Origin of the sequence: Bacillus sp. FSL W8-0223, from assembly GCF_038006805.1 — a bacterium.
Taxonomy (GTDB): domain Bacteria; phylum Bacillota; class Bacilli; order Bacillales; family DSM-4216; genus Bacillus_O; species Bacillus_O smithii.
This window is the reverse complement of sequence record NZ_JBBOVX010000001.1, coordinates 1-23,390: the sequence shown is the minus strand read 5'-3', so window position 1 is coordinate 23,390 and position 23,390 is coordinate 1. Positions and strand designations below refer to the sequence as shown.

Annotated in this window: 13 protein-coding genes, 2 tRNA genes and 3 rRNA genes; 1 reads left to right on the top strand and 17 read right to left on the bottom strand. The window is 42.7% G+C overall.

The window, feature by feature from the left end; all coding sequences use genetic code 11:
• Window position 1: 1 nt before the first annotated feature.
• The 3 genes from pdxS to guaB all read right to left on the bottom strand — a co-directional run bounded on the left by pdxS (window position 2) and on the right by guaB (window position 4,221).
• A complete protein-coding gene (gene pdxS / locus NST81_RS00090) occupies window positions 2-883 on the bottom strand; it encodes a pyridoxal 5'-phosphate synthase lyase subunit PdxS (RefSeq protein WP_003352269.1) in 882 nt (293 codons plus the stop codon).
• 158 nt (window positions 884-1,041) lie between these two features.
• Entirely contained in the window at window positions 1,042-2,385 is a 1,344-nt protein-coding gene (locus NST81_RS00085; RefSeq protein ID WP_003352270.1) for a D-alanyl-D-alanine carboxypeptidase family protein, read from the bottom strand.
• Window positions 2,386-2,754: 369 nt separating this feature from the next.
• On the bottom strand, window positions 2,755-4,221 hold the full coding sequence (gene guaB, locus NST81_RS00080) for an IMP dehydrogenase (RefSeq protein ID WP_003352272.1): 1,467 nt from the start codon (window positions 4,219-4,221) through the stop codon (window positions 2,755-2,757).
• A 114-nt stretch (window positions 4,222-4,335) separates the two neighbouring features.
• On the opposite strand from guaB, the gene NST81_RS00075 reads away from it, so the two are divergent.
• Window positions 4,336-5,301, top strand: coding sequence for a YaaC family protein (locus NST81_RS00075; protein ID WP_341027602.1), 966 nt, complete (start codon window positions 4,336-4,338; stop codon window positions 5,299-5,301).
• 317 nt (window positions 5,302-5,618) lie between these two features.
• On the opposite strand, the gene rrf is transcribed toward NST81_RS00075, so the two are convergent.
• The 14 genes from rrf to dnaA all read right to left on the bottom strand — a co-directional run bounded on the left by rrf (window position 5,619) and on the right by dnaA (window position 23,390).
• Window positions 5,619-5,734: ribosomal RNA gene (gene rrf / locus NST81_RS00070) — 5S ribosomal RNA — on the bottom strand.
• A gap of 76 nt (window positions 5,735-5,810) precedes the next feature.
• Window positions 5,811-8,743, bottom strand: a 23S ribosomal RNA gene (locus NST81_RS00065).
• Between the two features lie 80 nt (window positions 8,744-8,823).
• Window positions 8,824-8,899: transfer RNA gene (locus NST81_RS00060), tRNA-Ala, on the bottom strand.
• Between the two features lie 23 nt (window positions 8,900-8,922).
• Window positions 8,923-8,999: transfer RNA gene (locus tag NST81_RS00055), tRNA-Ile, on the bottom strand.
• A gap of 189 nt (window positions 9,000-9,188) precedes the next feature.
• Window positions 9,189-10,743, bottom strand: a 16S ribosomal RNA gene (locus NST81_RS00050).
• Together the 16S, 23S and 5S rRNA genes with 2 tRNA genes alongside form the textbook arrangement of a ribosomal RNA operon.
• 375 nt (window positions 10,744-11,118) lie before the next feature.
• The gene (locus NST81_RS00045) at window positions 11,119-12,210 is read right to left on the bottom strand and encodes an HD-GYP domain-containing protein (protein WP_328203237.1); all 1,092 of its coding nucleotides are present in this window, start codon (window positions 12,208-12,210) and stop codon (window positions 11,119-11,121) included.
• 379 nt (window positions 12,211-12,589) lie between these two features.
• Window positions 12,590-13,633: an IS30 family transposase gene (locus tag NST81_RS00040; RefSeq protein WP_048622401.1), complete on the bottom strand. Its 1,044-nt coding sequence runs from the start codon at window positions 13,631-13,633 to the stop codon at window positions 12,590-12,592.
• Between the two features lie 288 nt (window positions 13,634-13,921).
• Window positions 13,922-16,387, bottom strand: coding sequence for a DNA gyrase subunit A (gyrA, locus tag NST81_RS00035; RefSeq protein ID WP_048622316.1), 2,466 nt, complete (start codon window positions 16,385-16,387; stop codon window positions 13,922-13,924).
• 101 nt (window positions 16,388-16,488) lie between these two features.
• Window positions 16,489-18,414, bottom strand: a complete 1,926-nt coding sequence (gene gyrB, locus NST81_RS00030; RefSeq protein ID WP_048624338.1) for a DNA topoisomerase (ATP-hydrolyzing) subunit B — start codon at window positions 18,412-18,414, stop codon at window positions 16,489-16,491.
• Window positions 18,415-18,693: 279 nt separating this feature from the next.
• The gene (remB, locus tag NST81_RS00025; RefSeq protein ID WP_048622315.1) at window positions 18,694-18,951 is read right to left on the bottom strand and encodes an extracellular matrix regulator RemB; all 258 of its coding nucleotides are present in this window, start codon (window positions 18,949-18,951) and stop codon (window positions 18,694-18,696) included.
• 4 nt (window positions 18,952-18,955) lie between these two features.
• Entirely contained in the window at window positions 18,956-20,080 is a 1,125-nt protein-coding gene (gene recF, locus NST81_RS00020) for a DNA replication/repair protein RecF (RefSeq protein ID WP_048622314.1), read from the bottom strand.
• Window positions 20,081-20,096: 16 nt separating this feature from the next.
• Window positions 20,097-20,315 (bottom strand): S4 domain-containing protein YaaA, encoded by a 219-nt coding sequence (gene yaaA, locus NST81_RS00015; RefSeq protein ID WP_003353420.1) that lies wholly within the window; start codon window positions 20,313-20,315, stop codon window positions 20,097-20,099.
• 403 nt (window positions 20,316-20,718) lie between these two features.
• The gene (dnaN, locus tag NST81_RS00010; RefSeq protein WP_328203243.1) at window positions 20,719-21,861 is read right to left on the bottom strand and encodes a DNA polymerase III subunit beta; all 1,143 of its coding nucleotides are present in this window, start codon (window positions 21,859-21,861) and stop codon (window positions 20,719-20,721) included.
• Between the two features lie 185 nt (window positions 21,862-22,046).
• Entirely contained in the window at window positions 22,047-23,390 is a 1,344-nt protein-coding gene (gene dnaA, locus NST81_RS00005; protein WP_341027590.1) for a chromosomal replication initiator protein DnaA, read from the bottom strand.

Here is a 23,390-nt window from a genome sequence, read left to right as displayed (position 1 = left end):
CTTACCAACCGCGCTCTTGCATCCGGTTTTCCGGAGAAAGCGTGGAGATTTCCATTCCTTTCATCGGAATTCCTAAATTCTTCGATAATTCTGCAATTAATTCATAATCTTGGTAGTGAGTCGTTGCTTCTACAATCGCTTTTGCAAATCTTTCCGGATTTTCAGATTTAAAGATACCAGAACCGACAAATACTCCGTCCGCTCCCAATTCCATCATAAGCGCTGCATCAGCAGGTGTAGCAACCCCACCAGCCGCAAAGTTGACAACTGGAAGACGACCTTCTTTTTTAATTTGAAGCAATACTTCATAAGGAGCTCCTAATTTCTTGGCTTCCGTCATGAGCTCGTCTTCGCTCATATGAACTACTTTTCGAACTTGCGCGTTGACTTTGCGCATATGGCGAACTGCCTCCACAATATTTCCGGTACCAGGTTCTCCTTTTGTCCTTAACATAGACGCTCCTTCCCCAATTCGACGGGCAGCTTCTCCAAGATCACGGCATCCGCATACAAATGGAACCGTAAATTCTTTTTTATTAATATGAAATTCCTCATCTGCCGGTGTCAATACTTCACTTTCATCGATATAGTCTACACCCATCGCTTCCAGCACACGAGCTTCCACAATATGACCAATTCTTGCTTTTGCCATGACTGGAATGCTAACAGCATTCATAACTTCTTCCACAACGCGCGGATCTGCCATTCTTGCTACTCCACCGGCTGCTCGGATATCAGCAGGGACTCTTTCCAATGCCATAACAGCCACTGCTCCTGCTGCTTCAGCAATTTTGGCCTGTTCAGCATTGACAACGTCCATAATGACTCCGCCTTTTTGCATTTCGGCCATTCCTCTTTTAACCCGATCTGTACCTGTACTCACTTGTAATTCCCCCTTCAGACAAGGACGTCTATATGATTATTTGTTAAAAATTTTGAAATATCCGGGTTTTCCGATATGATTGGAGGATCATATGATTCCCTTGAATTTAAATAAACAACAAAAAAAACCTCCTGTCAATACAAGGAGGTCAAAAACTATCAAAACCAGCTTTTAACTGTGGAAAACATTCCATCGAAAAGATCCCCAATACTTCGTAGTGAAAGGATGAACCAGTTCGCTTTATCCACCGCTTTTGCCGTTACAACCGGGATGCTAGCCTTTTTTTCTTCCTCTTTTGACAAGTATCCCAACGGATTGTTGGTTTCAGAATGGAAGGTTAAATAGCCGACTGTTTCACCTTTTTGAACAGGTGCTTTCAAAGCGCCGTTTTTATCAATCTTTGACCTATCTGGCGTGAAAGAAGCGGTATATTTTTTAGGTTCACCTTTTTTTACGAGGTCATAAAAAGGCTTGTTTGTATAAATGGTCACTTCTTTGTCTTTTCCTTTTTCAACCTTTATCGTTTCGTATCCTTTTAATTGTAATTTAGCCGGATAAATTTTTTGTCGAGAGAACTCATTAAACCCATAATCCAACAGTTTTTTCGTTTCGGTAAATCTGGCATTATAAGAACCTTTTCCACTTGGATCCTTTGCATTCATCACAACAGAAATAAGACGTACATTTCCTCGCTTGGCCGTACCTGCAAAACAATATCCAGCAAAATCGGTTGTCCCTGTTTTTAAACCATCCATTCCTTTGTAAGCAAAAACTAATCCCGGCAACATCCAGTTCCAATTTTCCATATTGATTTCATCGGCTGTTCCAGGGCGAAATTTCTTTTTGGGAATGCTGGCTGTTTTTAACACTTCCGGATAATCTTTTATAAGTCGATAAGCTAATTTTGCAGTAGATCTTGCTGTCATCAAATTTTCATCGTTTGGCCCTGAATTTTTCGGATACATTCCTTTTAAATCTTTGTTGCTTAAACCGGTTGCATTCACAAATTTGCACTGCAAGCCAAGTTCTTTCGCTTTTTGGTTCATTAATTTCACAAAGTTTTCTTCGGAGCCAGCAATGGTTTCGGCGATAGCTATTGAAGCAGCATCGGCAGAATAAATTGCCATGGCTTCATATAATTCTCGTATTTTATACTTTTCTCCTAATCGCAGTGGGACATTTGAAAAATTTCTTTCCTGGGAAATTTTATAAACACGATCACTTACTCGATATTCCGTATCCCAGCTGACCTTTTTTTCTTTAATCGCTTCCAAAAGCAAGTATTCTGTCATCATTTTAGTCATACTTGCAATTCCCAACATTTTATCAGCATTTTTTTCGTATAAAATTTTCCCGGTATCTCCATCTATTAGAATTGCAGCTGCAGCGTTAATATTTGGAGTTTCTTCCGCTTGAGCTTGAACGGGAGATTGAAGTAAAACGGTCAATAGCAACAAGCTGACTAAACAGGCGATACTTTTGTAAACCTTCTTCTTTCTCACTCAATAGCCCTCCATCTTTATATGTACACCTTCGATATTTTATCATACTCTCAAGACAAAAAGTAGACAGAGGATTGGACTACTTTTTATTTTCGAAACGATCACAATGGGCCCATAGGCATGACTATATCCGTAGAATCTTTTTTCCTTTCAGCTTATTTGAAATGTATTAAGTAATCTGGTTCATTTCGTTTTACGGCAAGAATGAAAACTGATTTTATGATTTTTAAAACTTGAATTCTATTAGATTACTAAAGGACTCCCTTTCATTGTGACCTACTTTTAGACCAGAAAAAATAAACGGCGGCAGGGCTATTTCCCTACCGCCTCGAGATTTGTCATGTTGACATCAAAAGCAGATTTCAATCATTAAGACAAAGAATAATTTGGGGCTTCTTTCGTAATTTGGACATCATGCGGATGGCTTTCTCTTAATCCAGCACCTGTCATCCGGATAAATTGAGCATTTTCTCTCAATTCTTCCAAATTTTTGGTTCCACAGTATCCCATGCCCGAACGGATTCCGCCAACCAGCTGATAAATCGTGTCAGCAAGCGGTCCTTTATAAGGAACACGACCTTCAATCCCTTCCGGAACTAATTTTTTGGCATCTTCTTGGAAATAACGGTCTTTTGAACCACTTTCCATCGCACCGATCGAACCCATTCCTCGATACACTTTAAAACGTCGTCCTTGATAAATTTCCGTTTCTCCAGGGCTTTCGGAAGTTCCAGCCAGCAAGCTTCCTAGCATAACAGCATGCCCTCCGGCAGCCAACGCCTTGACAATGTCTCCGGAATATTTGATTCCACCGTCCGCAATAATCGCTTTTCCGTATTTTCTTGCTTCCGTTGCACAATCATATATCGCTGTTATTTGCGGCACGCCTACTCCAGCCACAACGCGCGTCGTACAAATCGAACCAGGTCCGATCCCAACTTTCACAATGTCTGCCCCTGCTTCAATTAAAGCTCTTGTCGCTTCTGCAGTTGCAACGTTACCGGCAATAATATTGAGTGTCGGATAAGCGGCCCGTATTTCTTTCACGGTATTAATAACTCCTTGCGAATGGCCATGCGCGGTATCAATGACAATGACATCGACATTCGCCTTTACCAACATCTCCACACGTTTCATCGTGTCTTTCGTAACACCTACAGCAGCACCCGCTAAAAGCCGTCCTTTCTTATCTTTCGCAGAGTTCGGAAACTCAATCACTTTTTCAATATCTTTAATCGTAATTAATCCTTTTAATACACCGTTCTCATCAATCAATGGCAGTTTTTCAATTTTATGCTTCTGAAGGATTTTTTCAGCTTCTTCTAATGTCGTCCCAACCGGAGCCGTTACTAAATTCTCTTTTGTCATCACTTCAGAAATCTTGATGGAATAATCTTGTACAAACCGTAAATCCCGGTTCGTAATAATGCCGACTAATTTTTGTTCTTGTTCATTGTTTACAATCGGGACCCCGGAAATTCTATACTTGCCCATCAAATGTTCAGCATCATACACTTGATGTTCAGGCGTTAAAAAGAAAGGATCCGTAATGACGCCGCTCTCTGACCGTTTCACCTTGTCAACTTGCTCCGCCTGCTGTTCAATGCTCATATTTTTATGAATAATCCCCAATCCGCCTTGACGAGCCATGGCAATCGCCATTTCCGCTTCCGTTACGGTATCCATACCAGCGCTGATAATAGGAATATTTAACTTCAATGTTTCTGTTAAAGAAACACTTAAATCCACGTCTCTTGGCAATACATCCGACTTTGCAGGCATCAACAGAACATCGTCAAAAGTTAGTCCTTCTTTTACAAATTTGGTTTCCCACATTTTTTCTCGCCCTCCTAGTCCAAAATATTATTAGTAGGTTATCAATTGGATAAAATACTGTCAAGATATCCACAATAAGTTTGATTTTTCAAACATTTTGGGAGGCAGTTTATCATGATAGAGAACCATTTTGATCCATTCCAAATTTTAAATTATTTTCAGTCCGCTTCCACCTCTCAAAAATATCTATATCAATGCTATAAATCCTTAAATCGTGAACAAGCCACTGCCCTCAGTTTTCATAATAGCACCCGATTTATGCACTTTATCGAACATGGAACATCCTATTTTCAACAAGTACGACAGTCGCCTGTTTCTTTGCAGCCTATTTTGCTTTTTTACGGCACCATTCAATTCATCAAAGCTTGTTTATTAACAGTAGACCCTTATTATCCGGAAAATACATCTGTGCTTGCACACGGCCTCTCCACCAGAAAAAGAAAAAAACAAAATTATCAATTTCTAGATGATGAAGTGAAAATCCAAAAAAACGGTTTATTTATGCATTTTGCCAATAAATTGTTTCACGTGAAACAACTAGAAGGAGAAAAGTTTGTTATGAAACATCTATTGCTTGAAGTACCTGAACTATCGAATGCCTTCAGATTTCTTTTCGGAAAAAACAGCTTTATTCTTCTTGAAAAGAAACAGCACCAATCTTTCTTATTGACAAAAAATATATTAAACGGTTTTCATATGACCGAAACAAGATTCATCGATTACCTGAACAGTAAAATAAGAGAAGAAATGAACATTGAACAACATGATGACCATTATTTTCAGCTTACCTTTCAAGGGAATAAATTAGAGTATCCTCCGATGCGATACCACTTTGAAAATCAAACACTCGCCTTCCCTATAGAAAAAAGGAACTTTTTTCTACCAGAACTAATGGTTCACTATGCCTTGTTGTACAATCTTAGTATGATCGCGAGATATGAAACAGAGTGGTGGCTTGAACTGATAAAAACCAACCCCAATGAAGACTATCCCTTTATTACCCAATTCATGTCAGTATCTTCTCACAAGGTGCCAATTTTTATTGCTCACTACTTGCAGCAATGGCCAATGGAAAAATAGGATTATCTTCTTAAGATTTTTTATTGAAATATTTAGCATACCATTCTTTTTTTCACATCTTTACTCGATTTCTTCTTTTTTCAATTTCACCTTGAAATCCCGCTATGCTAAGTGCGAGCAACTTGGGAAACATGCCTGATTAAAAAAATGGAACAGTCGATCAAAAGTAAACGCAGTCGATTGTTTTATTTAGAAAAAGAGCCACATTAGTTCCTCTCATTCAAGCGGCATCACAACAAGCCAAAACGGTATATCGCTTTCTTCAAACAAAAAAGGACTTGATCAACAGGGATCTGTTCAACAAGTCCTTCTCTATTGCCTGGCAGCGTCCTACTCTCGCAAGGGGAATCCCCTCACTACCATCGGCGCTGAAGAGCTTAACTTCCGTGTTCGGGATGGGAACGGGTGTGACCTCTTCGCCATCGCCACCAGACGGTATGAAGTTGTCGGAACGATTGTTCCTTCAAAACTAGATAGAAGAAGCAGTTTCACCGATTTCGCGCTTTCTTTTGGTTAAGTCCTCGATCGATTAGTATCCGTCAGCTCCACGTGTCACCACGCTTCCACCTCGGACCTATCTACCTGATCATCTTTCAGGGATCTTACTTTCCGAAGAAATGGGAAATCTCATCTTGAGGGGGGCTTCATGCTTAGATGCTTTCAGCACTTATCCCTTCCGCACATAGCTACCCAGCGATGCCTCTGGCGAGACAACTGGTACACCAGCGGTGCGTCCATCCCGGTCCTCTCGTACTAAGGACAGCTCCTCTCAAATTTCCTGCGCCCGCGACGGATAGGGACCGAACTGTCTCACGACGTTCTGAACCCAGCTCGCGTACCGCTTTAATGGGCGAACAGCCCAACCCTTGGGACCGACTACAGCCCCAGGATGCGATGAGCCGACATCGAGGTGCCAAACCTCCCCGTCGATGTGGACTCTTGGGGGAGATAAGCCTGTTATCCCCGGGGTAGCTTTTATCCGTTGAGCGATGGCCCTTCCATACGGAACCACCGGATCACTAAGCCCGACTTTCGTCCCTGCTCGACTTGTAGGTCTCGCAGTCAAGCTCCCTTCTGCCTTTGCACTCTGCGAATGATTTCCAACCATTCTGAGGGAACCTTTGGGCGCCTCCGTTACCTTTTAGGAGGCGACCGCCCCAGTCAAACTGCCCACCTGACACTGTCTCCCACCCCGATCAGGGGTGCGGGTTAGAATTTCAGTACAGCCAGGGTAGTATCCCACCGGCGCCTCCACCGAAGCTGGCGCTCCGGTTTCCAAGGCTCCTACCTATCCTGTACAAGCTGTACCAAAATTCAATATCAGGCTGCAGTAAAGCTCCACGGGGTCTTTCCGTCCTGTCGCGGGTAACCTGCATCTTCACAGGTACTATAATTTCACCGAGTCTCTCGTTGAGACAGTGCCCAGATCGTTACGCCTTTCGTGCGGGTCAGAACTTACCTGACAAGGAATTTCGCTACCTTAGGACCGTTATAGTTACGGCCGCCGTTTACTGGGGCTTCGGTTCGCACCTTCAAGCAAAGCTTTAAGCGCTCCCCTTAACCTTCCAGCACCGGGCAGGCGTCAGCCCCTATACTTCGCCTTACGGCTTCGCAGAGACCTGTGTTTTTGCTAAACAGTCGCCTGGGCCTATTCACTGCGGCTTCTCGGGGCTATGCACCCCAAAAAGCACCCCTTCTCCCGAAGTTACGGGGTCATTTTGCCGAGTTCCTTAACGAGAGTTCTCTCGCACACCTTAGGATTCTCTCCTCGCCTACCTGTGTCGGTTTGCGGTACGGGCACCTTTTTCCTCGCTAGAGGCTTTTCTTGGCAGTGTGGAATCAGGAACTTCGGTACTATATTTCCCTCGCCGTCACAGCTTGAGGTTAGTGGCAACGGGATTTGCCTCGCTGCCCCTCTCACTGCTTGGACGCACATCCAACAGTGCGCTTACCCTATCCTCCTGCGTCCCCCCATCGCTCAAACGGAAAAGAGGTGGTACAGGAATATCAACCTGTTGTCCATCGCCTACGCCTGTCGGCCTCGGCTTAGGTCCCGACTAACCCTGAGAGGACGAGCCTTCCTCAGGAAACCTTAGGCATTCGGTGGAAGGGATTCTCACCCTTCTTTCGCTACTCATACCGGCATTCTCACTTCTAAGCGCTCCACCAGTCCTTCCGGTCTGGCTTCTCTGCCCTTAGAACGCTCTCCTACCGCGGACACCCGAAGGTGTCCACCCGCAGCTTCGGTGATACGTTTAGCCCCGGTACATTTTCGGCGCAGAATCACTCGACCAGTGAGCTATTACGCACTCTTTAAATGGTGGCTGCTTCTAAGCCAACATCCTGGTTGTCTAAGCAATTCCACATCCTTTTCCACTTAACGTATACTTTGGGACCTTAGCTGGCGGTCTGGGCTGTTTCCCTTTTGACCACGGATCTTATCACTCGCAGTCTGACTCCCAAGGATAAGTCACTGGCATTCGGAGTTTGTCTGAATTCGGTAACCCGATGAGGGCCCCTAGTCCAAACAGTGCTCTACCTCCAAGACTCTTCCCTTGAGGCTAGCCCTAAAGCTATTTCGGAGAGAACCAGCTATCTCCAAGTTCGATTGGAATTTCACCCCTACCCACACCTCATCCCCGCACTTTTCAACGTGCGTGGGTTCGGGCCTCCAGTAAGTGTTACCTCACCTTCACCCTGGACATGGGTAGATCACCTGGTTTCGGGTCTGCGACCCCATACTCATGCGCCCTGTTCAGACTCGCTTTCGCTACGGCTCCGTCTTTCCGACTTAACCTCGCATGAGATCGCAACTCGCCGGTTCATTCTACAAAAGGCACGCCATCACCCGTAAACGGGCTCTGACTACTTGTAGGCACACGGTTTCAGGTTCTCTTTCACTCCCCTCCCGGGGTGCTTTTCACCTTTCCCTCACGGTACTGGTTCACTATCGGTCACTAGGGAGTATTTAGCCTTGGGAGATGGTCCTCCCAGCTTCCGACGGGATTCCTCGTGTCCCGCCGTACTCAGGATCCACCAGGGAGGGAACGAAGTTTCGACTACAGGGTTGTTACCTTCTCTGACGGGCCTTTCCAGACCTCTTCGTCTACCTCGTTCCTTTGTAACTCCACGATTGGTGTCCTACAACCCCAGAAGGCAAGCCTTCTGGTTTGGGCTGTTCCCGTTTCGCTCGCCGCTACTCAGGGAATCGCTGTTGCTTTCTCTTCCTCCGGGTACTTAGATGTTTCAGTTCCCCGGGTTGCCTTCCTTACCCTATGGATTCAGGCAAGGATGCTGCCCCATTACGGGCAGCGGGTTTCCCCATTCGGAAATCTCCGGATCAACGCTTACGTACAGCTCCCCGGAGCTTTTCGGAGTTAGTCCCGTCCTTCATCGGCTCCTAGTGCCAAGGCATCCACCGTGCGCCCTTTCTAACTTAACCATGTTGGTTCTATCCTAGATGGCGATACTCGGTTTATGCTGCTTCTTTCTTCTATCTAGTTTTCAAGGAACAATCAGATTTGGTGGAGCCTAGCGGGATCGAACCGCTGACCTCCTGCGTGCAAAGCAGGCGCTCTCCCAGCTGAGCTAAGGCCCCTTCATTTCTATTGGGTTTTCACATGGTGGGCCTGAATGGACTTGAACCATCGACCTCACGCTTATCAGGCGTGCGCTCTAACCAGCTGAGCTACAGGCCCCCACCAGGAAGGATTGATCCTTCAAAACTGAACAAAACGAAAGCGTACAATTGATATCTGTCCAGCTCCGGCTCCTAGGTGCTCGAGGTCACAATCCATCTTGCTGCGGTGGTTGAAATACTACCTCCTCGCAAGCTGTCTTGTGCTTGTCGCACCTGAACAGTCGCCTCTGCTTTTCTTCTTCCTTAGAAAGGAGGTGATCCAGCCGCACCTTCCGATACGGCTACCTTGTTACGACTTCACCCCAATCATCTGCCCCACCTTCGGCGGCTGGCTCCCGTAAGGGTTACCTCACCGACTTCGGGTGTTGCAAACTCTCGTGGTGTGACGGGCGGTGTGTACAAGGCCCGGGAACGTATTCACCGCGGCATGCTGATCCGCGATTACTAGCGATTCCGGCTTCATGCAGGCGAGTTGCAGCCTGCAATCCGAACTGAGAATGGTTTTTTGGGATTAGCTCCACCTCGCGGTTTCGCGACCCTTTGTACCATCCATTGTAGCACGTGTGTAGCCCAGGTCATAAGGGGCATGATGATTTGACGTCATCCCCACCTTCCTCCGGTTTGTCACCGGCAGTCACCTTAGAGTGCCCAACTGAATGCTGGCAACTAAGGTCAAGGGTTGCGCTCGTTGCGGGACTTAACCCAACATCTCACGACACGAGCTGACGACAACCATGCACCACCTGTCACTCCGTCCCCCGAAGGGGAACCCTCTATCTCTAGAGGTAGCGAAGGATGTCAAGACCTGGTAAGGTTCTTCGCGTTGCTTCGAATTAAACCACATGCTCCACCGCTTGTGCGGGCCCCCGTCAATTCCTTTGAGTTTCAGCCTTGCGGCCGTACTCCCCAGGCGGAGTGCTTAATGCGTTAGCTGCAGCACTAAAGGGTGGAAGCCCTCTAACACTTAGCACTCATCGTTTACGGCGTGGACTACCAGGGTATCTAATCCTGTTCGCTCCCCACGCTTTCGCGCCTCAGCGTCAGTTACAGACCAGAGAGCCGCCTTCGCCACTGGTGTTCCTCCACATCTCTACGCATTTCACCGCTACACGTGGAATTCCGCTCTCCTCTTCTGCACTCAAGTCTCCCAGTTTCCAATGACCCTCCACGGTTGAGCCGTGGGCTTTCACATCAGACTTAAGAGACCGCCTGCGCGCGCTTTACGCCCAATAATTCCGGACAACGCTTGCCACCTACGTATTACCGCGGCTGCTGGCACGTAGTTAGCCGTGGCTTTCTGGTCAGGTACCGTCAAGGTACCGCCCTGTTCGAACGGTACTTGTTCTTCCCTGACAACAGAGCTTTACGATCCGAAGACCTTCTTCGCTCACGCGGCGTTGCTCCGTCAGACTTTCGTCCATTGCGGAAGATTCCCTACTGCTGCCTCCCGTAGGAGTCTGGGCCGTGTCTCAGTCCCAGTGTGGCCGATCACCCTCTCAGGTCGGCTACGCATCGTCGCCTTGGTGAGCCGTTACCTCACCAACTAGCTAATGCGCCGCGGGCCCATCTGCAAGCGGCAGCTTGCGCCGCCTTTCAACCTTCCTTCATGCGAAGGAAGATATTATCCGGTATTAGCCCCGGTTTCCCGGAGTTATCCCCGTCTTGCAGGCAGGTTGCCCACGTGTTACTCACCCGTCCGCCGCTAACTTTCAAAAAGCAAGCTTCTTGAAAGTCCGCTCGACTTGCATGTATTAGGCACGCCGCCAGCGTTCGTCCTGAGCCAGGATCAAACTCTCCAAAAAGAAATTTGACTTGGCTTGTTTCTATCGAAACATTGGTTTACGCTTCGTTTTGTTCAGTTTTCAAAGATCAATTAAGCGACTTTTATATATTATCACATTCAAATTAGTGAGTCAATATTTTTTTAAAAGAAAAAACATGACCAAAAAACTTTCCGCTAGATATGATAACAATGATCTTGAAAGATTTCAACCCCTATTTTCGTATAATGTCTGTTTTTGTTTTTTTGTTTTTTCAAAAGTATAGTTTAAAACAATAGTTAAACTCCTATTTTCAATGAACTGCGAAACAGCTCGAATTTCAATCATCCATTAAATGTAATTTGATTAAAATAACATAAAAGAATATAGGCCTCCGTGATTGAGCTTTAAACTCTTTTAAAGAACCTTATCAATGACCAAATCTCTTTTAGCCGCCATGTCAATCACTTCGTTTGTACCCTCTATTTTAATAATCGGTCTTGTTTTTTCATTGTCATTTACAAATAGAACCGTTGCGATCCTTTGATCCATCAGCTGGATTCTTGTGCCAATCGATAGACGAGCGAAAACACTTAAAAGAGCATTAACAACTTGAATATCAAATTGTCCGAACAAATCATGACGAATCGTTTCGAGCACTTTAAATAACGGTTGTTTTTTCTCATGAACTCTTTCTGAAACCATATGATGAAAAAGATCCGCAATACCTACTATTTGTGAAAGTAAATGGATTCTCTTACCTTTTTCACCAAGAGGATAACCGCTTCCATCTAGTCTTTCATGATGCTGGAGAATGCTAAGCTTCGTTTCCGTCCTCAATAGATTAATGTTTTTGACCATATTATAGCTATGCATGACATGCTGCTTAATGTCATTATATTGAGAAAATAATTGTTTGTCCGGCTTCAAAAGAGTACCATTGATTTTAGCCATGCCGCAATCCGCTAATAAACCCGCCAGTCCCACTTGAATGGACGTCCCATTTCCAAGCTTCATTTCTTGGGCTAAGGAACTGCTGATCATGCCTACAGATACTGCATGATGAAATAAATATTTCTCTTTTGTGGTAAAATCAAGAATTTCAATCAATTTATCTTTTTGAAATTCGATCGTTTTTATTAAAGGCAGAATAATCTTTCTCACAGCATTTATGTCAATTCCCAATCCGGACTGCCATTTTTTGAATTCTCTTTCGTACGACACTACCCCATTCATATACAAATCAAAAAGGTTTGTTTGCTTATTCGTATTTTTTTCAAATTCTTGCGTTCGAACGGCTGACACTGGCGATTGATTTTTGGATTTAGTGAATGAATTCTTCCGTTCCTTGCCTTTTACATCGACAGATGATACGGAAAAGGCTTTCAAGATCTCGATATGCTCATCTGTTAGTACTGTATTTTTAGGAATAATAGGGTAGCCTGAAAGACCTAAAACATCGCTGTTTAAAGTCAGACCCGCTTCCAGCTCTTCCACTCTTACCTCCATTAAGAATCCCTCCATCATTATCTATTACCAATTTACCAAAAAAACTCCAAAATGAAGAGGGAATTAAAAAAAATATTGCAAAAAATTATCAATTTTTTCAATTTTTCCATTCATTTCTAATCAATCTAAAATAGTTCTTTTTTTAATCCCAGTATCAAGCTTAAATTGCAATATTAAATGCAACAAGTATTGAAAGACCAGATAACCCATGATTAAGTAGAATCGGGACACTCTGCGCAACTTGACGTGGAGTGGCGGGCATGGTAGCCTGGTTGGCCCAGCCAGTACCGTATACCTGGCTTCATGGCTGGTAGCCATGCCCGCAGAGGCTCTTTGTCAAGTTGCTAAAAACCAACCCTTTGGGTTAGCTGGCTTAAGGTTAAGAAGCTAAGCCAGCTAACTCTATTTGGAAACACTCCTCAGGTGTACGATAATTGAGGATCTTCCTTGGAAGATGGTTACACCAATTTTCAACATAGGTAATGGTTTCGTCTGCCACAGAGGAAATGGGTCTCCCCTTTGGTATGAAGCGCCTAATAAGGCCATTATGACGCTCGTTGGTTCCTCGTTCACAGGATGTGTAAGGGTGTGTAAAATAAACCTCTGTTAGATCTTTTTCAACACTAAGGCCGAGGTCAGCAAATTCAGAACCGTTATCAGCCGTAATGGTTTTAAACACTTTAGAGAACCGATTACCATAAGACACTTTCAACTGAGATATGACTTCTGAAACGGATAGACTATCCTTGGCTGTCACTCTCAAAATTATTTCTTTACGGGTTTTGCGCTCAGTAAGAGTCAATAAGGCCTGATCTTTAGTCTTCTTGCCTATAACCGTATCAATTTCCCAGTGACCAAACTCTTGGCGTTCATTGACTTCAATTGGTCGCTCATCGATACTGCGTCCTAAGATCTTCTTATTCTTCCGGTTACGTTTTTTCTTGGTGTTCAGGGTAATTTTCATAGGTAGGTCAATGTTTTTAACGCCTATAAGTCCTAGATCAATATAGTTATAAAGGGTCTTGGTGCAAACCATTTTGTCTTTGAATTTCCCATCACGTTTGGCTCTCCCACATACCGCATCAGGAGACCATTTCTTATCAAGGATCTGAGTTTCGGCATACTTAATAAACTCGATGGCATCGTCTAGTTTTAGCTTGCGGCCACAGGCTTTCCTGTTTCTCTCATAGAGAAGTTGACCTGTGTCTGGAAAATAGACATGAACAATTTTCCCGTTGCTTTTTCTTTGTGGCACTGTACCTCTTCTTAACTCACGGGAGATGGTGCTTTTGTGACAACCAACATAATCTGCAATCTCCTGTTGAGTCTTACCAGCAGCGTGTAAGGCCGCAATTTTCCCACGGTCATAAGCCGTTAAGTGTTTGAAATGCCGAGCTCCTATGGTAGAATTAGTAATTGCCATAGATAAATCCTCCGTATCGATATTGTTTTAGTCGACTTAATCATACGTGGTTTATCTATGGTTTTTCATTTTTTATGCTTGTTGCATTTGATTATACAACTAGCCTCCCAGTATCAAGGAATTTATACAAAAGAAAAAGGTCTATCTTCTCTTTCTTCAATTGAGAGAGAAGATACACCATTTTTAAGACCACCTAATGAACATATATAAATCGATTAGCTTATATGTTTCTCACATCATTACAGTTAGCGGGAAATTTAATGAAGTGTCCTGAAGAAGAAATTTGACCTATTCTTCCGTTTCTTGATCTTCTTCTTTGTCGCTTTCTTCTTTTTCAACAACGGCTACGGTGGCGACATATTCATCTTCGTCAAGGCGAATTAATTTTACTCCTTGTGCATTTCTTCCCGTTCGAGAAATGTCTTGAACATCCATCCTAATTAAAACACCGCCAGCAGTCATGAGCATGATGTCTTCTTCACCAGAAATCGTTTTTATAGCGACAAGAGGACCGTTTTTCGGAGTGATTCTGCAAGTGCGCAATCCTTTTCCTCCGCGCCCTTGAATTCGATATTCAGCTTCATGCGTTCGTTTTCCATAACCGTTTCGAGTAACGATCAGAACTTCTTCGCCATCATGCAGCAATTCCATTCCAATAACTTCATCGTCATCATCCAACGTAATTCCTTTCACACCAGTAGAAGTTCTACCCATCGACCGAACTTCCGTTTCTTTAAACCGAATCATCATGCCGTTCTTTGTTCCAATGACAATATCTTGGTTTCCATCTGTCAATTTAACCGAAATGAGTTCGTCATTTTCCCTTAATGTCAAAGCAATCAAGCCGTTCGTACGAATATGAGCATACTCTCTCAGCGGCGTTCGTTTTGTAATCCCATGCTTGGTCGTAAAGACTAAATACCAATTTTCATGATATTCTTCCACGGCTATCATGGTATTAATCCATTCATCTTTCTCAATTCCAAGCACATTGATGATTGGAATTCCCTTTGCGGTTCTTCCTAATTCCGGTATCTCATACCCTTTCGTTTTATACACTTTTCCTTTGTTAGTGAAAAATAAAATCGTGTCATGGGTCGACGTCGTAATGAGATGTTCCACAAAATCATTTTCGTTCGTTCCCATGCCTTGAATGCCTCTGCCGCCGCGCTTTTGGCTTTTGTAAGTAGAAAGTGGAAGGCGTTTAATATAACCGTTATGAGTGAGCGAAATCACGATATTTTCCTCGGGAATCAGGTCTTCATCTTCAATTTCGTCGACTCCGCTATCCATGATCGCTGTACGGCGTTTATCATTAAAACGTTCTTTAATTTCTAAAAGTTCGTCGCGGATAATTTGCAGTACTTTCTCTTCATCGGCAAGAATCGCTTTTAGTTCAGCGATTAAACGAATCAGATTTTGATATTCTTCTTCAATTTTTTCCCGTTCCAAACCTGTCAACCGCTGCAGCCTCATATCAAGAATGGCTTGGGCTTGTTTTTCGGTCAAAGAAAAACGTTGCATTAAGCCTTGCCGGGCAATATCCGTTGTTTGAGAGGAGCGGATAAGATTAATAATTTCATCAATATGATCGAGTGCAATGCGCAATCCTTCCAGAATATGTGCACGCGCTTCTGCTTTTCGCAAATCAAATTCCGTTCTTCTGCGAATGACAACTTTTTGGTGCTCGAGATAATAATGCAGGCATTGCTTCAAGTTCAATACTTTAGGTTGACCGTCTACAAGAGCCAACAAATTGATGCCAAAACTTGTTTGCAAAGCTGTATGTTTATATAAATTATTAAGCAATACATTGGCATTGGCATCTTTGCGCACTTCGATGACAATTCTCATACCGCGACGGTCTGATTCATCTCTTAAATCCGTAATGCCATCTATTCTTTTATCACGAGCGAGTTCTGCGATTTTTTCAATTAATTTGGCTTTATTGACTTGATAAGGAATTTCAGTGATGATAATGGCTTCTTTTCCGTTGGATTTTGTTTCAATTTCCGCTTTCGCCCGTAGTGTAATCGACCCTCTGCCGGTTTCATACGCTCTACGAATGCCTCTTCTTCCCATAATAAGTCCTGCTGTTGGGAAATCAGGCCCCGGAATGTACTCCATTAACTCTGAAATCGTAATGTCCGGGTTTTTGCTTAATGCTAAAATGCCATCAATGACTTCTCCCAACTGATGAGGCGGGATATTGGTTGCCATTCCAACCGCAATTCCTGATGATCCGTTTACAAGCAGGTTGGGGAATCGGGATGGTAACACTTCAGGCTCTTTTTCAGATCCATCATAGTTATCTTTATAGTCAATCGTGTCTTTGTTTATGTCCCTTAATAATTCCATCGAAATTTTGGACATACGGGCTTCCGTATAACGCATAGCGGCAGCGGGATCACCGTCAATGGAACCGAAATTTCCATGTCCGTCCACAAGCATATAGCGGTAGCTGAAATCTTGAGCCATACGGACCATCGTTTCATAAACGGCGGCATCACCGTGAGGATGGTACTTCCCAATGACTTCGCCGACAATACGAGCCGATTTTTTATATGCTTTATCCGGCGTCATTCCAAGATCGTTCATCGCGTATAAAATACGGCGATGCACCGGCTTAAGACCATCGCGGACATCGGGGATAGCACGGGAGACGATGACGCTCATGGCATAATCAAGAAAGGAAGAACGCATTTCCTGGCTGATATTCACTTCTTGTACTCTAGAACTAGGCATATCTGCCATTTATTAAGAACCTCCTTCATACACACAGTTCCCGGCGTGTCAGCCGTAAGAATCTGTTTTCTTTACGAAGGCAGGATAGACTTTTCATCTATCCTGCTGTATTAAACATCTAGATTTTTTACGTGCAAAGCATTTTCTTCAATAAATTGTCTGCGCGGTTCTACTTTGTCTCCCATCAGCATTTCAAATGTTTCGTCAGCTTCTATGGCATCTTCCAAACTAACTTGAAGCATTGCTCTTGTTTCAGGATCCATTGTTGTTTCCCATAATTGTTCCGGATTCATTTCCCCTAAACCTTTATAACGTTGAATGCCTGGTTTTGGACTTTCTGGAAGACTGGATAAAATTTCGTCCAATTGCCGATCATTATATGCATACTCAATTCGCTTTCCTTGAGAAACTTTATATAAAGGAGGCTGTGCTATATAAACATAGCCCGCTTCAATGATTTGGCGCATATAACGATAAAAAAAGGTTAATAATAACGTACGGATATGAGCACCGTCTACATCGGCATCCGTCATGATGACCACCTTATGGTAGCGGGCTTTTGAAATATCGAATTCTTCCCCGATTCCGGTGCCTAAAGCGGTAATGATCATTCTGATCTCATTGTTGGATAAAATTTTATCCAACCGCGCTTTTTCCACGTTCAAAATTTTTCCTCTCAAAGGCAAAATGGCTTGGAAATGACGATCGCGGCCTTGCTTGGCAGATCCTCCTGCCGAGTCCCCTTCCACAATAAACAATTCGCTGATGGATGGATCGCGTGAAGAACAGTCGGCAAGTTTTCCCGGTAAACTGGAAACTTCCAATGCACTTTTTCTTCTTGTCAATTCACGTGCTTTTTTAGCTGCCAGCCGCGCTCTCGCCGCCATCAATCCTTTTTCTACGATTTTTCTGGCCACGGATGGGTTTTCAAGTAGGTAGGTTTCAAAATGCTCAGAGAAAAGAGCGTCCGTAACGGTGCGAGCTTCTGAATTTCCTAATTTTGTTTTCGTTTGACCTTCAAATTGAGGATTTGGATGTTTAATGGAAACAATGGCGGTCAGCCCTTCTCTGACATCTTCTCCTGATAAATTTTGATCCGAATCTTTTATCAGTCCGTTTTTGCGGGCATAATCATTGATTACTCGAGTCAAGGCTGTTTTAAAACCAGATTCATGAGTTCCGCCTTCATACGTATGAATGTTGTTGGCAAATGAATAAATATTGCTGGAAAAACCTTCGTTGTATTGCAAGGCAATTTCTACTTGAATATCATCTTTTAAACCTTCAACATAAATGGGTTCTTCATGAAGTACTTCCTTGGTACGATTTAAATGAGCGACATAAGACTTGATTCCGCCTTCGTAATGATATTCATTTTTTCTTTTTTGCCCTTCACGGCGATCTTCGATGGTAATCTTGATATTCCGGTTTAAAAAAGCAAGTTCACGAATTCTTGTCGCTAATACGTCATAATCAAACACGGTGGTTTCCGTAAAAATTTCCGGGTCTGGCTTAAAATGAACGGTTGTTCCCGTTCGATTGGTATGACCGATCGTTTTCAAATCTTCTACTGGGACACCGCGCCGGTATTTTTGATAATAAATATTGCCATCCCGATGGACAAACACTTCCAGTTCAGTGGATAAGGCATTAACAACGGAAGCACCAACTCCGTGAAGGCCCCCGGATACTTTATACCCACCTCCGCCGAATTTCCCGCCGGCATGAAGAACGGTCATAATGACTTCTACTGCCGGACGGCCCATTTTTTCTTGAATGTCCACTGGGATACCGCGGCCGTTGTCAATCACCGTTATACTGTTGTCTTCTTCAACAATGACATTGATTTCACTGCAATATCCGGCAAGTGCTTCGTCAATACTATTATCAACGATTTCCCAGACTAAGTGGTGAAGACCTTTGCTGCTTGTTGATCCAATATACATACCAGGTCGTTTTCTTACAGCTTCCAGACCTTCTAATACCTGGATTTGGCTAGCATCATACGATTGAGAATTTTGTTCGTTCTTATCTATCGCCAAATTCAATCACCTGCTCTTTCTTCAATGCCTTTTCCTGCTTTCACTGCTCGTACAGCCCCGTCAAAAAACGGGGAAATAACCGCAAAAGCCCGACACAACATAAGCGGGCATCCAATGTTGATTTATATAAACGATCTAAAGATCTGTATACTTCGCATAAATGAGCCGGGTCGAGTGGATCAGGAGGAAATTTCTCCATTTCGTCGGAAGTCGGAAGTTTGTTGAACATACCTTTCCGGACAGCAAATCCCGAATCCGTTCTTGTTAAGGAAATTAAAAATTAAAAACTGAATGACCATTTATGCGGGTTAAATGTTTTTTCAGAGTACCTGAGGCAAACGGTGAAAAATAGATTTGCTCCGTTGTAATGACGATCGATTTACAGTCAGGAGGCAAAACCGATGATTTCGGGATCTTCCCCGTTCTATTCCAATACTGCAAAAGGCTGGGAATATCCGAACCTTTCCGATCCAAAATTGCCACAATATCTTTTGCATGTATTATGCAATCATCTCCTACATGCAAATACATTCTTTTAACCTCCATCTTGTTTTGACACCCTGCCGGCCATCACATGAAAAGTATCTGCTTCTTTCAACGTTTGATGATGAATGCCGTCTGTACTAGTTGTAGTGACAAATGTCTGAACTTTTTCGCGAATGGTGTTCAGCAAATGCGACTGTCTAAAATCATCCAATTCCGATAAAACGTCATCCAAAAGCAGCACAGGGTATTCGCCGATTTCCGAGCAAATTAACTCAATTTCCGCCAATTTTACAGAAAGAGCTGTCGTTCTTTGCTGTCCTTGCGATCCAAAGGTATGAACGTTTTTTCCATTCACCATAAAAACCAATTCATCCCGGTGAGGGCCTATCAACGTGACCCCGCGCTCAATCTCCCGCTCCTTTTGAGAAGAAATTTTTTCTTCGAATACTTCTACCATTTTTGACCAATCGTCATCTTCTAATACATCGATAGACGGACGATAATCGATTTTTAATTTTTCAAGTCCTCTGGAGATTCCGGAATGAATCGGCTGAGCCCATTCTTCTAAAAGCCGGATAAACTCAAAACGTTTTTGAACAATCTTTACCGCTAACGTAATTAACTGTTCATTCAAAACTTCCAGCATCGTTTTGTCGTGCTGCTTATTAGCCTGCAGCTGTTTTAAATAATGATTTCTTTGCTGTAAAACTTTTTGATATTGACTAATATCATGTAAATAGACAGGAGAGATTTGTCCGATCTCCATATCAATAAAACGGCGTCTAACTTGCGGGCTTCCTTTGACTAAATGAAGATCCTCAGGAGCAAACATCACGACATTCAAATTTCCAACATATTGACTTAATCTTTGCTGCTCAATATGATTGGATTTCGCTTTTTTCCCTTTTTTTGAAATCGTTAATTCTAATGGAATCGAGGTATGCCGTTTTTCCACTCTACCTTCTATTTTAGCATACTCTTCATCCCAGCGAATCAAATCTTTATCGTTTGACGTGCGATGGGATTTAGCCATCGCCAATACATAAATCGCTTCGAGTACATTTGTTTTTCCTTGGGCATTTTCCCCGAGTATCACATTCACCTTATTGTCAAAAGTTAATTGCAAAGATTCGTAATTTCTAAAATTTTCCAATACCAGCTCTTTCATGTACATTTACGCGACACCCTTTTTAAGTTCGTGTAATGACAAATTCACCGACGGAAGGAATGACAACGGTATCGCCTGGTTTTAATTTTTTCCCTCTCCGTTGGTCCAGTTCTCCGTTTATATACACTTCGTTTTCACTCAAAAACCATTTAGCCATTCCACCCGTAGAAATCACATTGATCAATTTTAAAAATTGTCCAAGAGTAATGGTGTCTGTATCGATAAAAACCTTTTCTGCCATTCGTGCTCACTGCTTTCCGATTTTAGTATCTAAAATTTAATTTTACTAAAATAATCAGGTAAATTCAAAATCATACTTGTCTCAAAACACCCAAATCCAAGAATGGAATTAAATAGAGATGGCCGCAACTGATTTTCTCTTTCGATCATCCAATAAAAAACTGACCCTTTTAAAGGCCTGCCTTCGCCATAAAATCCACTATAGAAGGAAGAACCTTAAGAGTCAGATACCAGCAAATAGTGAAAACTCTGTATCAAAACCTTTAAACATTTTGTTTGCAGTGATTTAATCTCAAGCCACCCTATAGCATAATGCTTTAAACAAAGATCCGCCTTGCGGTAATCGTTGAGGCACCGCAAAGCGGACAGCTTTCAAATGGATCGAAAACAGTTTAATTACGAAATTAATACGTTCTCACCGGCAAAATAAGCTGCAAAATTGAGTCATCCATAATAGGTCTTATCACAAAGGGGCGCATAGCTCCCGTAAATTGAATACGAATTTCGGTGCCTTCCAACGCTTTTAAAGCATCCATCATATATTTGGCGCTAAATGAGATTTTTAGCTCTTCCCCTTCAATTCGCTGGCTTTTTACCAATTCAATGACCTTCCCGATTTCAGGAGAATTAGAAGAAATTTCAATTTCATTTTGTTCTACGGTGGATAGCTTGACAACATTATTTCGTCCTTCTCTTGCAAGGAGAGAAGCGCGGTCAATAGCTTGCAAAAACTCTTTTGTATTTAATTCAATGGTGGTTTTGCTTTCGGTAGGAATCAGTCTAGATGTATCCGGATAATTCCCTTCCAGCAATCTTGAAAAGAATAAAATATGTTTCATTTTGAATAAAACTTGATTCTCCATAAACACAATTTCTACTGGATCCGATGAATCATCTAAAATTTTGCTTAATTCGCTTAAACTTTTTCCCGGGATCACCACGCTGTATGCTTCTTCAAATTCAGTTTCTACAGCCGCTTTTCTCAGCGCAAGCCTATGGCTATCCGTGGCTACGCAAATAAGTTCATTTCCTTCCACTTTCCAGTTGACACCTGTCAAGATTGGACGTGTTTCTGACGTGGACACTGCAAAAACAGTTTGCCGAATAATGGTTTTCATTAAATCCGCCGGCAATTGAAAGACTTTCCCATCTTCGATTTGCGGCAAATGCGGGTATTCATCAGGATCCAATCCGTTTAAATTGAACTTCGCTTGCCCTGACCGTATGACAGTTTGGTAATTGCTTTTATTGGTGACTTCAATTTCCACTGTGTCGAGCGGCAGCTTTTTGACGATTTCACTGAAAAATTTAGCTTGTAGAACAACAGCGCCGCTCTCCTGGATGGTTGCAATTTGAATATCTTCTTCAACGGTAGGAATAAAGGATTTAATCGAAATGTCAGAATCACTTCCAGTTAAGGAAACTCCTTGGTCATCCGCCACAATTTTAATTCCTGTCAATATGGGGATCGTTGTTCTTGAAGATACTGCTTTCATTACATCTTGAACGCTTTGAACAAGACGATCTTTTTGAATGACAAATTTCATTTTCATTGCCTCCAATGAGAATAATTTTATGTTCAAAAACATATATTATTATTTTAAAAAGTCGTAGTAGTAATAATAGTGGCTGTGGATATGTGGATAAACCTGTTAATTATACGAAAACACAGCCTATCCACATGTGGACAGACTGTGGCTAGCCCTAGTCATGTTATTCACAGTACTCCCATTTAGGATTTAAGTTTATTTTTAATTTCAGCAATGCTTCTTTTCAATTGCTCATCCGTTTGCAGCAGCTTGGAAATTTTTTCATGCGCATGAATAACGGTTGTATGGTCGCGGCCGCCAAACTCTTCCCCTATTTTTGGAAGAGAGGAATCCGTGAGCTCCCTTGACAAATACATGGCAATTTGCCGAGGAAACGCAATGGATTTTGTTCTTTTTTTGGCTTTAAAGTCTTCTAACTTCACATTATAGTATTCGCCCACTACTCGCTGAATTTCCTGGATAGTAATTACTTTGGGCTTAGAACTTGGAATAATGTCTTTTAATGCTTCTGCCGCTAAATCAGCATTAATGTCTTTATTGATAAGGGAAGAGTAAGCAACAACACGAATAAGAGCTCCTTCCAGCTCCCGAATATTTGTATCTATTTGATTGGCTATATAAAGCATGGCTTCATTAGGGATGTCCAATCCTTCTGCTTTCGCTTTTTTGCGGAGGATGGCAATTCTTGTCTCCAAATCAGGCGGAGTAATATCCGTGATTAATCCCCACTCAAAACGCGATCGCAGCCGATCCTCCAAAGTTGGGATCTCTTTAGGAGGACGGTCACTGGAGATGACAATTTGTTTGCTTTCCTCATGCAATGTATTAAAGGTATGGAAAAATTCTTCTTGTGTTTGTTCTTTTTTCGCTAAAAACTGAATATCATCAATTAAAAGAACGTCGACATTACGATATTTATTGCGAAATTCATCAGATTTATTATCGCGAATGGAATTGATAAATTCATTTGTAAATTTTTCGGATGTAATGTAAAGAACTTTTGCTGACGGATTATGCTCTTGAACGTAATGTCCGATCGCATGCATTAAGTGGGTTTTTCCCAACCCCACTCCCCCATAGATAAACAAAGGATTATATGCTTTAGCCGGCGCTTCCGCTACTGCAAGAGAAGCGGCATGAGCAAACCGGTTTCCGGATCCAATAACAAATGTATCAAATGTATACTTCGGATTTAACATGCTATGAGGAAAGTCATACTCTTCATCTTTAGATTGGACTTTTTTGGGAACGGGTATGTCATAATCATTTTCTTCCTGATTTTGAGGGATGATAAATTTAATATCGAGTTCTTCGCCAATCAACTCATAGATGACTCCCGCAATTAATTGCGAATAGCGTCCTTCGAGCCAATCCCTAGCAAATTCATTGGGAGCGATAATGATTAGTGTGTTGCCTTGAAGCGCATGGGCTTTGGTTGACTTTAGCCATGTTTCGAAGCTTGGCTTGCTGATCTTTTTTTCAATACTGGCAAGCGCTTTATTCCACAAATCCTCAATATTCTCCAT

Bases quoted from the DNA above. Each gene is read 5' to 3' on its own strand.
- dnaA (WP_341027590.1), bottom strand. From the start codon at position 23,390: ATGGAGAATATTGAGGATTTGTGGAATAAAGCGCTTGCCAGTATTGAA.
- yaaA (WP_003353420.1), bottom strand. From the start codon at position 20,315: ATGGCAGAAAAGGTTTTTATCGATACAGACACCATTACTCTTGGACAA.
- dnaN (WP_328203243.1), bottom strand. From the start codon at position 21,861: ATGAAATTTGTCATTCAAAAAGATCGTCTTGTTCAAAGCGTTCAAGAT.
- recF (WP_048622314.1), bottom strand. From the start codon at position 20,080: ATGTACATGAAAGAGCTGGTATTGGAAAATTTTAGAAATTACGAATCT.
- remB (WP_048622315.1), bottom strand. From the start codon at position 18,951: ATGTATTTGCATGTAGGAGATGATTGCATAATACATGCAAAAGATATT.
- NST81_RS00075 (WP_341027602.1), top strand. From the start codon at position 4,336: ATGATAGAGAACCATTTTGATCCATTCCAAATTTTAAATTATTTTCAG.
- guaB (WP_003352272.1), bottom strand. From the start codon at position 4,221: ATGTGGGAAACCAAATTTGTAAAAGAAGGACTAACTTTTGACGATGTT.
- NST81_RS00040 (WP_048622401.1), bottom strand. From the start codon at position 13,633: ATGGCAATTACTAATTCTACCATAGGAGCTCGGCATTTCAAACACTTA.
- NST81_RS00045 (WP_328203237.1), bottom strand. From the start codon at position 12,210: ATGGAGGTAAGAGTGGAAGAGCTGGAAGCGGGTCTGACTTTAAACAGC.
- gyrA (WP_048622316.1), bottom strand. From the start codon at position 16,387: ATGGCAGATATGCCTAGTTCTAGAGTACAAGAAGTGAATATCAGCCAG.